Source organism: Planococcus salinus, assembly GCF_003719725.1.
GTDB lineage: Bacteria > Bacillota > Bacilli > Bacillales_A > Planococcaceae > Planococcus > Planococcus salinus.
In genome coordinates this window covers 49,412-63,925 of sequence record NZ_RIAX01000012.1, presented here as the reverse complement: position 1 = coordinate 63,925, position 14,514 = coordinate 49,412, and the positions used below count along the sequence as shown (strand labels likewise).

At 45.7% G+C, this 14,514-nt stretch carries 17 protein-coding genes and 8 tRNA genes; 1 reads left to right on the top strand and 24 read right to left on the bottom strand.

The window, feature by feature from the left end; translation table 11 throughout:
* Positions 1-55: 55 nt before the first annotated feature.
* The 22 genes from EEX84_RS14100 to acpS all read right to left on the bottom strand — a co-directional run bounded on the left by EEX84_RS14100 (position 56) and on the right by acpS (position 11,355).
* Positions 56-129: transfer RNA gene (locus EEX84_RS14100), tRNA-Gly, on the bottom strand.
* Between the two features lie 19 nt (positions 130-148).
* Positions 149-225 (bottom strand) — tRNA-Arg (locus EEX84_RS14095).
* A 7-nt stretch (positions 226-232) separates the two neighbouring features.
* Positions 233-318: transfer RNA gene (locus EEX84_RS14090), tRNA-Leu, on the bottom strand.
* A 107-nt stretch (positions 319-425) separates the two neighbouring features.
* Positions 426-500 (bottom strand) — tRNA-Gln (locus EEX84_RS14085).
* A 6-nt stretch (positions 501-506) separates the two neighbouring features.
* A tRNA-Asp gene (locus tag EEX84_RS14080) sits at positions 507-582 on the bottom strand.
* Positions 583-586: 4 nt separating this feature from the next.
* Positions 587-663: transfer RNA gene (locus tag EEX84_RS14075), tRNA-Met, on the bottom strand.
* Between the two features lie 299 nt (positions 664-962).
* A tRNA-Glu gene (locus EEX84_RS14070) sits at positions 963-1,034 on the bottom strand.
* Between the two features lie 5 nt (positions 1,035-1,039).
* Positions 1,040-1,114: transfer RNA gene (locus EEX84_RS14065), tRNA-Asn, on the bottom strand.
* A gap of 200 nt (positions 1,115-1,314) precedes the next feature.
* Positions 1,315-1,767 carry a SprT family protein gene (locus tag EEX84_RS14060; RefSeq protein WP_123166280.1) on the bottom strand — a complete coding sequence of 151 codons (453 nt, stop codon included), beginning with the start codon at positions 1,765-1,767 and terminating at the stop codon, positions 1,315-1,317.
* A gap of 79 nt (positions 1,768-1,846) precedes the next feature.
* A complete protein-coding gene (locus EEX84_RS14055) occupies positions 1,847-4,009 on the bottom strand; it encodes a Tex family protein (RefSeq protein ID WP_123166279.1) in 2,163 nt (720 codons plus the stop codon).
* Positions 4,010-4,117: 108 nt separating this feature from the next.
* Positions 4,118-4,717: a PP2C family serine/threonine-protein phosphatase gene (locus EEX84_RS14050; RefSeq protein WP_123166278.1), complete on the bottom strand. Its 600-nt coding sequence runs from the start codon at positions 4,715-4,717 to the stop codon at positions 4,118-4,120.
* Positions 4,717-5,499, bottom strand: coding sequence for an RNA polymerase sigma factor SigB (gene sigB / locus EEX84_RS14045; protein ID WP_123166277.1), 783 nt, complete (start codon positions 5,497-5,499; stop codon positions 4,717-4,719). Before sigB ends, EEX84_RS14050 begins: the two co-directional genes overlap by 1 nt.
* A complete protein-coding gene (rsbW, locus tag EEX84_RS14040) occupies positions 5,477-5,947 on the bottom strand; it encodes an anti-sigma B factor RsbW (RefSeq protein WP_123166276.1) in 471 nt (156 codons plus the stop codon). The genes sigB and rsbW overlap by 23 nt, the downstream gene beginning before the upstream one ends.
* A gap of 1 nt (position 5,948) precedes the next feature.
* The gene (locus EEX84_RS14035; protein WP_123166275.1) at positions 5,949-6,278 is read right to left on the bottom strand and encodes an anti-sigma factor antagonist; all 330 of its coding nucleotides are present in this window, start codon (positions 6,276-6,278) and stop codon (positions 5,949-5,951) included.
* Positions 6,279-6,371: 93 nt separating this feature from the next.
* Positions 6,372-7,373: a PP2C family protein-serine/threonine phosphatase gene (locus EEX84_RS14030; protein ID WP_123166274.1), complete on the bottom strand. Its 1,002-nt coding sequence runs from the start codon at positions 7,371-7,373 to the stop codon at positions 6,372-6,374.
* 11 nt (positions 7,374-7,384) lie between these two features.
* Positions 7,385-7,786, bottom strand: a complete 402-nt coding sequence (locus EEX84_RS14025) for an anti-sigma regulatory factor (protein ID WP_123166273.1) — start codon at positions 7,784-7,786, stop codon at positions 7,385-7,387.
* Positions 7,787-7,788: 2 nt separating this feature from the next.
* A complete protein-coding gene (locus tag EEX84_RS14020) occupies positions 7,789-8,151 on the bottom strand; it encodes an STAS domain-containing protein (protein WP_071152217.1) in 363 nt (120 codons plus the stop codon).
* Positions 8,151-8,978: an RsbT co-antagonist protein RsbRA gene (locus EEX84_RS14015; protein WP_123166272.1), complete on the bottom strand. Its 828-nt coding sequence runs from the start codon at positions 8,976-8,978 to the stop codon at positions 8,151-8,153. Before EEX84_RS14015 ends, EEX84_RS14020 begins: the two co-directional genes overlap by 1 nt.
* A 167-nt stretch (positions 8,979-9,145) precedes the next feature.
* Positions 9,146-9,496, bottom strand: coding sequence for a type II toxin-antitoxin system PemK/MazF family toxin (locus tag EEX84_RS14010; protein WP_123166271.1), 351 nt, complete (start codon positions 9,494-9,496; stop codon positions 9,146-9,148).
* Positions 9,497-9,500: 4 nt separating this feature from the next.
* Entirely contained in the window at positions 9,501-9,785 is a 285-nt protein-coding gene (locus EEX84_RS14005) for a transcriptional regulator (RefSeq protein WP_123166270.1), read from the bottom strand.
* A 44-nt stretch (positions 9,786-9,829) separates the two neighbouring features.
* On the bottom strand, positions 9,830-10,984 hold the full coding sequence (gene alr / locus EEX84_RS14000; protein ID WP_123166269.1) for an alanine racemase: 1,155 nt from the start codon (positions 10,982-10,984) through the stop codon (positions 9,830-9,832).
* Between the two features lie 17 nt (positions 10,985-11,001).
* Positions 11,002-11,355, bottom strand: coding sequence for a holo-ACP synthase (acpS, locus tag EEX84_RS13995; RefSeq protein ID WP_123166268.1), 354 nt, complete (start codon positions 11,353-11,355; stop codon positions 11,002-11,004).
* A 68-nt stretch (positions 11,356-11,423) separates the two neighbouring features.
* On the opposite strand from acpS, the gene EEX84_RS13990 reads away from it, so the two are divergent.
* Entirely contained in the window at positions 11,424-12,032 is a 609-nt protein-coding gene (locus tag EEX84_RS13990; RefSeq protein ID WP_123166267.1) for a rhomboid family intramembrane serine protease, read from the top strand.
* A gap of 432 nt (positions 12,033-12,464) precedes the next feature.
* On the opposite strand, the gene EEX84_RS13985 is transcribed toward EEX84_RS13990, so the two are convergent.
* Both EEX84_RS13985 and EEX84_RS13980 read right to left on the bottom strand, forming a co-directional pair.
* Entirely contained in the window at positions 12,465-14,009 is a 1,545-nt protein-coding gene (locus EEX84_RS13985) for a PH domain-containing protein (protein ID WP_123166287.1), read from the bottom strand.
* Positions 14,002-14,481: a PH domain-containing protein gene (locus EEX84_RS13980; RefSeq protein ID WP_123166266.1), complete on the bottom strand. Its 480-nt coding sequence runs from the start codon at positions 14,479-14,481 to the stop codon at positions 14,002-14,004. The genes EEX84_RS13985 and EEX84_RS13980 overlap by 8 nt, the downstream gene beginning before the upstream one ends.
* Between the last annotated feature and the right edge of the window lie 33 nt (positions 14,482-14,514).

Genomic DNA, 14,514 nt, shown 5'->3' with positions numbered 1-14,514 from the left:
TTATTATTGACGTTTTGCTGTTCGGTTTTCAAGGTTCAGTATAAAAAATAAATAGTGGAGCGGGTGAAGGGAATCGAACCCTCATCATCAGCTTGGAAGGCTGAGGTTTTACCACTAAACTACACCCGCAAAATAAGTATAAAAATTATGGCGCGCCCGGCAGAAGTCGAATCCACAACCTTCTGATCCGTAGTCAGACGCTCTATCCAATTGAGCTACGGGCGCATACGTTTGGTGCGGCCGAGAAGAGTCGAACTTCCACGGGATTTCTCCCACTAGGCCCTCAACCTAGCGCGTCTGCCATTCCGCCACGACCGCATTGAATTATTTTAGGGACGAATTCTATTATAACCCGTGACCAACTCAATGTCAATGAAAGTTTTTTATTACTAGAGGATCTTTTTTAAGTCAATGTTTAAAAAATATGGCTGGGGTACCTGGATTCGAACCAGGGCATGACGGGATCAAAACCCGTTGCCTTACCGCTTGGCTATACCCCATTACAATGGCGGTCCCGACCGGGATCGAACCGGCGATCTCCTGCGTGACAGGCAGGCATGTTAACCGCTACACCACGGGACCTTTTTGGTTGCGGGGGCAGGATTTGAACCTGCGACCTCTGGGTTATGAGCCCAACGAGCTACCGAACTGCTCCACCCCGCGACAATAGTATATATGAAGATTTGTTATGCTCTCTGCGTAATGGACATCTGCATCGGCTTACGCCTGCTTCGATGTTACTGCGCCGTCTTCGTACGGCTTGTTGCTCCACCCCGCGACAATAGTATATATGAAGATTTGTTATGCTCTCTGCGTAAGATCTATATCTGCACCGGCTGCGTTACTTCGTTCTTGCAGCGGAAATTCTATTATACTCATTTCGGCGAGTTATTGTCAAGAACTAATTTCTTGTTAAGTTATATGACTATAACGAAAACCATTATCTCGCTTATGTAAAATGATGACCCCTACGGGATTCGAACCCGTGTTACCGCCGTGAAAGGGCGGTGTCTTAACCGCTTGACCAAGGGGCCCTTAATGGCTCCGAAGGTAGGATTCGAACCTACGACCATCGCATTAACAGTGCGGTGCTCTACCACTGAGCTACTTCGGAATAATGCCGCAATCACTTGTCGACTTTTTCTATTATAAAGACCTCTTCAGAAATCGTCAACTGCTTTTTAAAAGAAATTTTGTTATTTCTTTTTTATTATTTGTTTCCAGGAATTTTAGTGATAAAAATTGCTGCCAATACAAAAAAAGAGCCTTTGATTATGGGCTCCTTTTCATGTCACCATTGAATTGTCAGCGTGCTCATTTCATCGCCAGCTTTCCGGAACAGCGTCCACAGCGATATCTTTCTGTATTCATTCGGATCTTCCGAATGTAATCTAGATTGCATGAAAGACATTGATAAACATACCGCTTAGATGATTGCCTTTTCTTTTGAATATCCAATGTTGAACAAAAACGAGGCGATTTTGTTTCTTTCAGTAACTTCCTAAAATCAGCATCGCGGTGCCTGTACCCTTTTCCTTCAATATGAAGATGGTAATGACACAACTCATGTTTGATGATCCCTTCCAGTTCATTGAAGCCGAATTTTTCGTAGGAACGGGGATTAATTTCGATGTTGTGTGATTGGAGCATATATCTTCCGCCGGTTGTCCTGAGGCGTGAATTAAAAATCCCTTGATGCCAAAATGGTTTATGGAATACTCGAAGTGAAATTTCTTTTATGAGTTCTGTCAATTCTTTCTCTGTCATGCTGACTCCTTTCTTCTTTTGCATTAAGTAAAACGGCGGTCCCAGAATTTCTGGGACTGCCGATTGCAACTTTCCTTATTTATAATTGTTCTTTCGGCTGCAGCATTGTCAGTGCAATACGCCCTTTGTCTTTTTCCACTTTCTCAACCCAGGCTGTAACGATGTCTCCGACAGCCACTACTTCCAAAGGATGTTTAACAAATCCCTTCTTCAATTTCGAAATATGGACAAGCCCGTCCTGTTTTACTCCGATATCAATGAAAGCGCCAAAATCGACGACATTTCTGACGGTACCTTGGACCTCCATTCCGGGAAGCAAGTCTTCCATTTTTAAAATATCATTTTTCAATAAAGGCTGTGGAAATTCATCACGTGGATCTCTTGATGGTTTCTGCAGTGTATCGAGGATATCTTTTATTGTAATTTCCCCCACTGCCAGTTCCTGACTCAGCTCGCTCACATTCAATTCAGCTAATTTCGAAGCCAGTTGAGGTTGTCCTACATCTTTTTTGTCAGCATCCACTATCTTCAATATTTTTTCAGCAGTAGCGTAGCTTTCGGGATGAATGCCTGTGGCGTCCAGTGGATTCTTGCCTTCAGGGATTCTCAGGAATCCAATTGCTTGTTCATATGTTTTGGTTCCCAGGCGTGGTATTTTCTTCAGCTGGGCTCGCGTGGTGAAACGTCCGTTCTCGTCGCGCATGTTAATGATGTTTTCAGCAACTGTCTTGCTCAATCCTGCCACATACTGGAGAAGCGACGAAGAAGCAGAGTTTACATTTACACCGACCTGGTTAACAGCTGTTTCTACCACAAACGTCAACTGGTCTGCCAGCTTCTTTTGGGAAACGTCATGCTGGTATTGTCCAACCCCCACAGCTTTCGGATCGATTTTCACCAGTTCGGACAAAGGATCCTGAAGACGGCGGGCAATGGAGGCTGCGCTCCGTTCTTCGACTTGAAGGTCTGGAAACTCTGTTCGAGCCACCTCCGACGCTGAATACACACTGGCTCCCGCTTCATTGACGATGACATACGAAACAGCGGCGTCTGATTCAGCCAGGAAATCGGCCACAAATTGTTCCGTCTCTCTTGAAGCCGTCCCGTTTCCGATTGCCATTATTTCTATTGGGTACTTCTCTGTCAATTGCTTCATAACTTTATTTGCGCTTTTTTTATCATTTCTGGGGGGATGAGGATATATCACAGCAACTTCCAACAATTTTCCGGTTTCATCGATAACGGCTAGTTTGCAGCCGGTCCGATAAGCCGGGTCAATCCCCAGCACCATCTTGTTTTTCATCGGAGGCTGCAGCAGTAAATTCCGCAAGTTCTCTGAAAAGATGTGGATTGCCTGCGCTTCTCCTTTTTCGCTCAGTTCCGCTCTGATTTCGCGCTCAACAGAAGGTTGAATCAGCCTCTTGTAACCATCTTCTATGGCTGAATTCACCACTTCTGTTGAGGGAGTACCTTCTTTCAGCCATTTATTCTTCATGATCCCCACAATCCGCTCGACTGGCGGATTCACTGAAACTTTTAAAACGCCTTCTTTTTCCCCGCGATTAATGGCCAACACCCGATGGGGGACGATTTTTTGTATGGATTCTTCATACTCGTAATACATTTCAAATACTTGCTTTTCGTCTTCATGGTCCTTTTTTGCAACCGTCGCAATCGTACCGTTTTTTCTGGTCATGTAACGCACTTTCTCCCGGATATCCGGATCGTCCGAAAAACTCTCTGCCAATATATCCTGAGCGCCTTGGATTGCTGCTTCTGTGGTTTCAACACCTTTTTCCACAGTTATAAATTCGGCTGCTTTTCGCTGGACATTATCAGGCGTGAATTTCATCAGCCAGTCAGCGAGCGGCTGCAGCCCTTTCTCTTTTGCGATAATAGCTTTAGTCCGCCGCTTCTGTTTGTACGGCCGATACAAATCTTCCACCCGTTGAAGCACAGTAGCGGCATGAATCTCTTTCTCCAGTTCGTCGGTCAGTTTTTCCTGCTCTGCAATGGAGCGGATCACTTCCACTTTGCGCTGTTCCAAATTCTGGATATATGTATAACGATCCTCAATGGCTTTGATTTGGACTTCGTCTAAAGAACCGGTGGCTTCTTTCCGGTAACGCGCGATAAAAGGCACTGTATTTCCATCTTCGATCAAAGCGATGACTTGCTCCACCTGGTGGGGCCGGACATTTGTTTCTTTCGCGATTACTGTATGTATTTGTTGTACTTGCATGCAAACACTTCCCTTCCATATCCTCTTATTTTATCATGCTTTAACGCTCAATGGGGTTGGAGTGCCGGTGAGCGGAATTTTCTCCTGCCACAGAAAAAAGAAGCCTGCTCATTTGAGTAGGCTTCCTGATATGAATGTTGCGTCATCACCGGTTTCAATGGTATTGAGTATATCGCAATACAGCCGTTCCGGAGTTCCTGACCTGCGCATCATAGCTTTAGGGTTCCTTAATACCACACCGTCGGAATGAATCAAAAACAGATCGTCTTCCACATAGGTATACAATTGGGTACGCAATTTTTGTGGGCGTCCAGACAAATAGCCCATGACCGGCAAGGGGTAAATCACTTCATCCGTCCCTTTTCGGTAAAGGTAAAAGCGGATATTGCCAACACAGCTGTATTCCAAGGTCTTATTTTTAAAATCGACTTTGAAAACCGCCACTGCAGCCCCGCGTTTTTGTACCATTAAACTATTAAAGCGGTTCATTAATTCATCAATTGTTTCGTGGTGGTATTGTTCCAAAATCTGTGGAATCACCTGGGAAGATTCCCGCGCAACGGGTCCGCTGCCTAAACCATCTGCAATCGAGCAAATAAAATAATCGTCTGTCAAAACGGTGTAGTAGCTGTCTCCCGATTCATAGTTTCCCTTTTTGGCTTCATTGAAAATACAGGCATCGACAAAACTGTGCTGAATTCTCTCCACTACGAAACCCCGCCTGCTGCCAGTATGGCTTCCTGAAGCTTCTTAATCGCTTTTCGCTGAAGACGGGATACATGCATTTGGGAAATTCCGAGTTTGTCACCTGCTTCTTTTTGGCTCAATTGCTCAATATACGTGTATTGGATAATTTGTTTTTCCCGTTCAGACAGCACATTCATCGCCTCTGCGACCAACATACGCTGATCCGCTTTCTCATAGCCGTGATCTTCCTGGCCCACTACATCAAATAGCGTGACCGTACTGCCATCTGAATCGGCTTCCAATGAATGGTCCATGGAAAGCGCCTGATAGCTTTTTCCCATCTCCATCGCTTCCAACACATCATCTTCATCCACATCCAGGTACTCTGCAATTTCCCAAACATGAGGTGATCTCTGCAGTTCTCTTGTCAGCACCTCAACAGTCGCTTTAATGCGCGGACCCAGCTCTTTTATCCGTCTCGGCACATGGATGGCCCAGGTCTTATCACGGAGAAACCGCTTGATTTCACCAATGATGGTAGGCACCGCAAATGCTTCAAAACTTCTGCCATAAGATGGGTCATAACGTCTGATGGCACCTAAAAGGCCCAGCATCCCCACTTGCGCAATGTCTTCATGGTAAGATTTACCATTTGAATATTTGCGCGCAATGGACTCCACTAGACGCTTGTAATTCATGACAAGATTGGTTTGAGCTTCCTCATCTTCGTTTTTTTGATAAGCCTCAATCCATTCAAGCACCTGTTCTTTTGTAGGCTGATTAGGATGAGATCGTTTCGACATCCTCTTCCACCTGCTCTCCTCCAACATACTTTGTCATGAAGACTGTAACGCCTTCCTGATGATGGACTTTTACTTCATCCATTAATGTCTCGATCAAATATAGGCCAAGGCCTCCTTCTCTCAGAAACGTGATCTCTTCCTGGTCGTGATAAGGTCCGACTTTGGTTTTCGTTTCTTCAAAATCAAAGCTTTGTCCGTGGTCTGCCACCATTATTTCGATTTTGTCTTTGTATAAAGCACAACCGATGACGACTTCACCATCTTCTTCATCTCTATAAGCATGTTGAACAGCGTTGGTGACGGCTTCACTTGAAGCGATCTTCAAATCTTCAATATCATCATAGGAAAATCCGATGCGGCTGGCCAAGCCTGAGATTGTCAGCCTGGCTACGCCTACGTACTGCGATTTGGCAGGGACCCTCATTTCAACGTAATCAAAAGGACGCATATTATTTACCACCTTTTCCGACTGCTTCGATATCCATGATGTCTCCTAGTCCAGTTATATCAAACAATCGTTTTAACCGTGCTGAGAGCCCTTTTAATTTTACATGGCCGCCATTTGAATTGATGGATTTGTAAAAAGCCACGAAAACTCCCAACCCTGTACTGTCCATATAATTAACGTCGGATAAATCCAACACTGCTTCCAGATTCTTTTCGTTTTGGTATGTTTCTAATTTCTCCCGCAAGACGGGTGCGGTATGCGCGTCAATTTCCCCACGAACGATACCCGTTAACACATTATTCGATTCTTCTAATTCCACCTGAATGTTCATCTCTGTTTGACACCCCATTTTTCTGTAATCACATCAGCTAAAAAGCCACTGTAGATTTATTTACCACCATTTCCCGCACCTTAAACCCAAATTCTAAACCTTTTTATAAATCACCAAAGTAAAGTCATCGCTGAGTTCAGCATTTTGCATACGGACCAACTCATCATAGACATGCCGGACGATCACTTGTGCGGGCTCATCTTTCATTTGATGGATCAACTCAAAAATAACTTCCCGTTCGATGAAACCTTCTTCGTTACGACCTTCCGTCACACCGTCAGTCATCATAATCAGCAAATCGCCTTGTTCAAGGTGGACTGTATGCTCTTCGTACTTTGCAGCTGGAGAAACGCCCAGCAACAGGCCTTTAGAGTTAAGTTCCGAGAACGTTTCGGATTTCGCCCGATATAGAATGGCTGGCTCATGGCCGGCAGAACCATAGGTCATGGTTGCTTCGCCAGCGTTGTAGCTGCCGTAGAACATCGAAACAAACATTGAATCGTCTATGCTTTTCTCTACTACGCGATTGATGACATCCAATACATCTTTTGGTCGTGCCCGGGAGTTATTCAAACTGTCCATGCCGAATTTGACCATGGACATGCAAAGAGCGGCGGGTAACCCTTTTCCGATCACATCCGCTACCGCTATGCCGGCATGCCCTTCCTGGTCACTGACAAAATAGACGTAATCCCCGTTCATCTTCCGTGCCGGAATCGAGAGCAACCCAATATCCAACCCTTCCAATGACGGAGTCGTCGTTTTCAACAATGTTTCCTGGACGTTAGCCGCCAAATCCATTTCCACTCGCAGCTCTTCCTGTCGCTGAAGAAGGCTTTCGCGCTCTTGCAGCGCCAAGCCGTAACTGATCATCATCTCAATCAATAAATCAAAAGAATGCCAGACCACATCCGGCAAATCTTCATACATTTCCTGCATGGCAGCTTTGTGCATACTGATCACTTCTTCAGGTGAAGTGTTTTCAGCAATCAGCTGCCTGCTGAAGTTTTGGCCGTCGTACAGATTCTGCTCAGACTGCCTTTGCATATATTGTCTTAAAATCTCTTTGTATTGACTGTCGATTTTTTGAACCATCATGTGCCCCCCTATCGCAGCCATTTGGTAGCTCTTATATCTGTTCCCTCGCCTTGGGTGGTGTCAATTTTGAATTCATCCATAAGGCGCTTTACACCCGGCAACCCTGCACCCAATCCTCCGGAAGTCGAGAAGCCGTCTTCCATGACTTTTCGCACGTCCGAAATTCCAGGCCCGTTATCTGCCGCTATGATCATGATGCCTTTCATTCCATTATTTGTTAACCGCTGGATTTCAATCTTTCCGTGTCCAGCGTATAAGTATATGTTGCGAGCCAGCTCGCTGATGGCCGTAGTAATACGGGCCTGGTCTACTGTGCCGAAGCCAAGCTCTTTCGCTACATTGCGACCGAGTTGCCTCGCTGCTACAATATCCCATTCTGTCTGAATTTCCACCGAGGATTGGTTGCTCATTCTTAAGCCTCCAATTCCAATTGAAGTTTATCCAAACCATTTTCCAAATCCAGTGCTGTCATAACATCTTCTAACCGAATCCCTAACTCGATCAGAGTGATAGCCACTGCTGGTTGGATACCTGTAATAACCACCCGTGCCCCCATAAGACTTGACATACTGATGACATCCCCCAGGACTTTGGCGATAAACGAGTCAATAAAATCGATGGAGGTCAGATCAATAACCACTCCCCGCGCACTTGTTTCATGCAGTTTTGTCAGTAAATCCTCCTGGAATTGAATGGCCGTTTGATCGTCCAGTTCCCATTGGATGGAGACGATTAAAGTATCTCTCAGTTTTAAAATCGGAATTCGTACATTCATTATTCATCAACCTCCACGATTTTTCGATTTGTCCAGGCTAATGCCTGCTCGACTCCACGCTGCAATGTGCTCGATGTCGTGAAGTCATTCAAATTGATGCCCAATGTCACAATCGTTTGGGCAATTTCAGGACGGATGCCCACCAGCATGCATTTCGCTCCGACAAGACGTACAGCATCGGCAGCTTGTATGATGTGATGAGCAACCATGGTGTCGACTACGGGAACTCCAGTAATATCTAGGAGAACAACTTCTGCCCGGTGCTTGACTACACCTTCGAGCAAGTTTTCCATAATGAGCCTGGCCCGTTCCGTATCGATTGTTCCGACAAGCGGCATAACCGAGACTTTGTCGAAAACGGGAATCAGCGAAGCAGAAAGTTCCTGCAATGCAATTTTTTGTAGACTCACCGTCCGCTCCCATGTCTTTGAATAAGCATCAATGGTTTTATCCCGAATCGGTGTAATCCAGTTGCTGAATTCTTTCATATAATCCCGGGTATTGTTTTGTGTAATAATACCTTCCTGCTCCATGCCGTCAAAGACGATTTCCGAAAAATGGGTGATTGCTTTGGTCACAAAAGTGATGGACCAGCCTAACCGCACCACTTTCTCTGAAAAATCATAGAGCCGGTTTTCGTATGCCTGATGGCTTTCCAGTAAATTTGAAGCCATCAAGTCGGCGAATTCCCGGCTTGTTTTGTCCATTATCTCTGGAGGTGTCATCTGAAAGGAACGTTCATTTTCGTCTTCTTTCATCTGCTCTTTCCACTTCGAAATAATCTCTGTTGTATTTTCCTGAATGTATTTGGCTATTTGTCTGTTCATGCTTGAGAGAGAGCCTCCTTAACTTCTATGTCCACAGTTTATGTACGTTTCCTTTATTGTATCGGAAAAAAAGGGTTTGCACATCTATTTTAATCTTACCGCTTTTTTTCATTCATAAAAAGGCACCCGAAGAAAGCTCTCTTCAGGTGCCTTAAGGAGTATGTATGCTAGAACTTTACAAGGCCAAGACTAATTTCCAACGCCTCGTCCACTCTTTCCATCAAAGATTCGTCAAGATGGGTGATTTTATCAGTCAACCGCGACTTGTCAATTGTCCGCAATTGTTCAAGCAAGATAACCGAGTCACGTTCAAAACCATACTTCTTTGCATTGATCTCGACGTGAGTCGGCAATTTCGCTTTTTGTATTTGCGCCGTGATTGCGGCAATGATTACAGTCGGACTGAAACGATTCCCGATATCGTTCTGTATCACCAATACTGGGCGGGTCCCTCCTTGCTCAGACCCGACTACCGGTGATAATTCTGCAAAAAAAACGTCTCCACGTTTTACATTCAAATTGTCACCCTCCGCTTACGAGTCGCACGGTCGTGTGCTCCGCTTCGTATTCTGCATGAGAACATTCACAAGCGATTGACAGATTGATTTGTGACATCTCCACGTAGCCTTTGATCATTGCTTCCCGAATGTGATATGAATCATATATGTTTTTGGTTACCCGTTGAGTTGAAACGTAAACATAATCACCACGTTCTTGGATTTGATCATCCGAATAAGCAGTCAGTTCCGCTCTCATTTGCTTCGGCAGTTTTACAACCACTTTTCTTGTCTTTGACTTCTCGTACACAGCCGACACCTCCGAAGTTCCCGTTCTTATCTTTTTTCACTACTTTATCTTAACATTGTATCAGCACCGTGAAAAGACAAATCTTGAAGGTCGGCACTTCCGGTGTAGATGCGCGGGATCCTTTTTGTCAAAATACATGGGATTTCGTATGGAATTGTACCCAATTTTTCAGCCCATTCATCTATTAGAATATGTTCATCTTGCTGCCGGCCAATCAACTGGACTTTTTCCCCGACCGGCATTTTTCCGGTGAGCCGAATCATGCACTGGTCCATGCAAATACGTCCGACGATCGGCACGCGCTGCCCCTGAACCAAAACTTCCTGGCCCTGCAGTCCTCGTAACAGCCCGTCAGCATAGCCGATCGGCAATGTCGCTATCCATTCGTCTTGTTCGCAGCGGTAAGTGGCACCGTAACTTAAAGTATCGCCAGCCTGCACTTTTTTAACGTGAATGATTTCCGTCTCCAGGCTCAACGCCGGCTGCAATTTAAATGGCATTTTTCCTCTTACATAAGGAGATGGAGCAATTCCATACAGCGAAATGCCAACGCGTACCGCGTCGTACGACAAGCCGGGATGCATGATAGCGGCAGCGCTATTAGAAACGTGAACCATGACAGAAGGATCGTCCAAGAAATCGATGATGGATTTCATTTGGTTTATTTGGTTCTGGAACAATTCTCCGGATTCTTCATCTGCTGTAGCAAAATGAGTGAAAATGCCATCAAGGGAGAAAGAATGTTCCCGCAGAAAAGAAAGTGCCTGTTCTGCTTCTTTCACTTGAACGCCTACCCGTCTCATCCCCGTATCCACTTTTAAATGAACCCGCAAGTCTGGCAGGTTTGAATCCATGGCTTCAGCGGCCATCGAAAGCCATTCCAGCGAAATAGCCGTAACCGTTATGTTCTCCTGCTGGGCAATCGGCAGAAACCTTCCCGGCACTGCCCCCATGACCAACACATCTTCTTTCACATTGTTCCTGCGCAGATAAAGGGCTTCATCAGGCGTGGCAACTGCCAAAAGTTTCACTCCATTCGAAACCGCCTTTTTGACGACTTCCAGAACGCCATGCCCATATGCGTCAGCTTTCACTACCGCGATGACTTCTGCTTGTCCTGCTCTTTTTTGAAATTCCATTAAATTTTTCTCAATCGCAGTCAAGTCAATGACCGCTTTTGTAGGTCGATAAAATTCCATTATTATTCACCACTTCGTCAGTTAGTTTGCAAAAGGACTTGCGCCGCTGCATAATCCTTTGTGTGGGTTATGGAAACCAGGCCTTGCTCCTGCTGCTGAAAATAAATGCCGGGTTTTCCATTTTCGTCTTTTCGGACTTCAATGTCCTGAAATGAACAAGCTTTGCCGATCCCTGAACCATTCGCTTTTGAAAACGCCTCTTTTGCAGCAAATCTGCCAGCCAGGAATTCCACTTTCCGCTTATCTGACAGCCGTCCATATTCGGAAAGCTCCTGCCTGGTCAGAATCCGCTCGCGAAATTTTGCTGATTTCGAATCAAGCTTTGCAATTCGGCGAAGTTCGACAATATCCAAGCCGATTCCTGTAATCATAAAGGTTTCTCCTTTCATTCACAATCGGTAAAAAGGTATAATGTTATGTATGAAATAGAGGTGACTACATGTTTATACGCAATGAGAGTTTTTCACAATATCTACGGAAGTACCCGGTTGTTTCAACGTTGATCGCCATCAATGTATTAATCCATCTTATCACATGGATTCCGTTTGTTGGACAGTACATCTATTATTACGGCGTCGGTTCCAACTTCCTTATTTCCACCGGCGAATGGTGGAGATTCGGGACCCCCATCTTCCTGCACGGTGGCCTGATGCACCTGCTTTTCAATATGTTTGCGCTATTCCTGTTCGGGCCTGAACTGGAACGGCTGACAGGAAAAGTCCGCTTCATCACCATCTATGCACTTTCCGGTCTTTTCGCTTCAGCGGCAACTTATTTTTTGCAGCCGCTCGAATACACCCATGTCGGAGCCAGCGGAGCCATTTTCGGTATTTTTGGCGCTTTTGGTGCTTTATTATATCATGGCGGCCGCACCATGCCGCAGCTTAGACAAATTATACTGCCGATTATTGTGATAAGTATAGTGATGACTTTCCTGACACCGAATGTGAATGCGACTGCCCACATTGCCGGAATGATCACCGGTTTTCTGATCGGGCTCAGTTATTTCCACCCCAAGCGGATTGTCAGTTGGAGAAATCGGAAATAGTATAAAAGGAAAAGGTCAGTCCGACAATTCGGGCTGACCTTTTGAGACTGTCGAGAAACACAGCATTCTTCTTTCATTCCGTTCCAGCCGCACGCTTTCCGCGGGCACGGCCTCAGCCGCTTCCTTCGCTTTGCTCAGTCCAGGGTCTTCGGCTCGTGCTGGTCCCGCAGGAGTCGGCGGCTTCCACTCTATTTAATTTCTTCCTAGTGATTTTTTGTTAACTGATATAGAAACAGAGTCTATCACTCGGGTTCTCATTTATGAAATATATCTGAGATATGGAGCAAAACAGCGGAGACTCCAGCGGGATAGCGAAGTGCCGAAATCCACTCGGGCGCCAAGCCCGAGTTAGTTCGGCGCAAGCCCGCAGGAAAGCGCAGCTGTTTTGCGGAATATCGGGTTGCTGGAAATTTTCTCAACAAACTGAAAAGGTCAGCCCGACAATTCGGGCTGACCTTTTTCGTGTGCCGCCAATTTCTGTTTGGACGGCTCGTACCACTCGAGGATCCTGGTGCCGTCCTGCCGATCCATATGATCGATGCGTGCCGTCGCTCCAAGCATCCCGGATTTGATGGTCGCCTGGATGGAAGCGACATCTTTTCGGCGCTGAAAATAACTTTGCGTCACTTCAATGGCCTGGATTCTCTTTTTCATCATAAAAAAAGTGTGCTTGCTGATGCCGCGGAACTCCATTGTCAATTGCTTGCCGATCAATGCATACCCCATCGTCCGGTGCTGCCAGACTGCCAATGCCAATACAATCGGTACAATCAGCAGCGACAGCAGGCCCAGCGGGAAGAAAAAATAGCTGAGCACCCCGATGAGCGGAATCATCCACAGAAAGTCCAAGCGGTAAAAGAAGCGCAGGCTGCGTTTTGGCGCTTTGGTCATCTCGGGCGTCCAATTCGTTTCCGGAAACAATTCGGCCACTATGGGAATCATGTCTTTCTTCTTCACCAATGGGAACAGACGGATTTTTTCGTCTTTGTCCCCAATTGAACCTCCTGCACTTTCCACTGTGACAGTGGCATATCCGAACAGTTCCCGCAGCGGATTTTGTGAAACCTGCACTCCTTGTATCCGTTTAAACGGCACAGAAACTCTCTTCTTCTCCAATAAGCCTCTGGTAATATAAATATGATCTTCATCTGTATAAATAGTGAATTGGTAATTTGCCAAAACAGTCAGTATCACGGAAATCACCCAAGCGATGGCCAGACCGATAAAAACCAGTAAAGCCACAATCAATGCACCAAAACGCCAAAGTACCATCACTTCTTCATATATGGCGTCATAAGGAATCAACTCGGAGAATTGTGAAAAAAATACAGCTACCGCTGACAAAACAACACCAATTCCTCCGGAAGTCGTGGCAAGGATCAACAGGGACCTCATATTCATGCGGTATACCATGCGTGCGTCCTTTTTCTCTTCGGGTATTTCCGCCTGTTCTTCCGATGGATGCTCAACTGCCGATGCGGGTTCCCGGAAGCCACGCTTGGCAGCTTCCATTTCAGTTTCGATACGGTCGGCATCTTCCCGTGAAATGGCTGTCAACTCCGCCTCTGCTTCCCCCATTTTTCCCGAACCTGCAGTTTCCACTTTGACTTTCACCAATCCAAAAGGCCGGTGGAAAATTCCTTCAGTGTAATTCAGGCTTTGGATCCGGTCAAACGGAATATACCGTTTCTTTTTGACGAACAAACCATATTCAATACGCAGTTCACCGTCTTCAAACCAGTACACAAAACGCTTCCATTTGATAATGCCGGCGATCAATAGAAACAATAAGACGACTCCACCGATGAGAACCGGCAATAATTCTATCCAGCCCCCCGTGAACATGGCGCTGACTCCACCATCTCTGAAAATATTGACCCCAAAAATAACAACAAACGGAATAATCAGCTCTTTCAACCCTTTTACAAAGTTTATAAAAGCAGACACTGGATGCAGTTTGTATCTTTTTTCAGACATCATCTTCCGCCACCCTTGCCAATACGGAAATACGGGCTCTCAACTCGTCCGCTTCCGCTGTGATTAATGCTGGAATCGTATGGGTTGTTGCAGCAGTGGAAATTGAAATTTCCGCCAGGTCATACTTCCGCAATATAGGCCCCTGCTCTGTGTCAACGTGCTGGACACGGACCATCGGAACCAATGTCCGCTTAACGATAAACAACCCGTGCTGAAGTTCAATCTCCTGCTCCCGTACTTCGTACCGCCAGCGTTGCCACCGGATCTTAGGAAATAAATAGATAAATAAAAATCCAAACAAAATTGGAATCGCTGCATAAATCCCATACAGCCAGCCCGGGCCTTCGAGATAATAAGTAAGGATGCTGGCTCCCACGGCAAGCAGGAGCAAAACAGTCGTCTGGATTATTCCATACAACCGCCATACTCGCAAACCCTTTTTGGAAATTTGGTTTTTCGGTTGGTTGTCCATTGGCTTCTCCCCCATCACATTCATACTATTTAT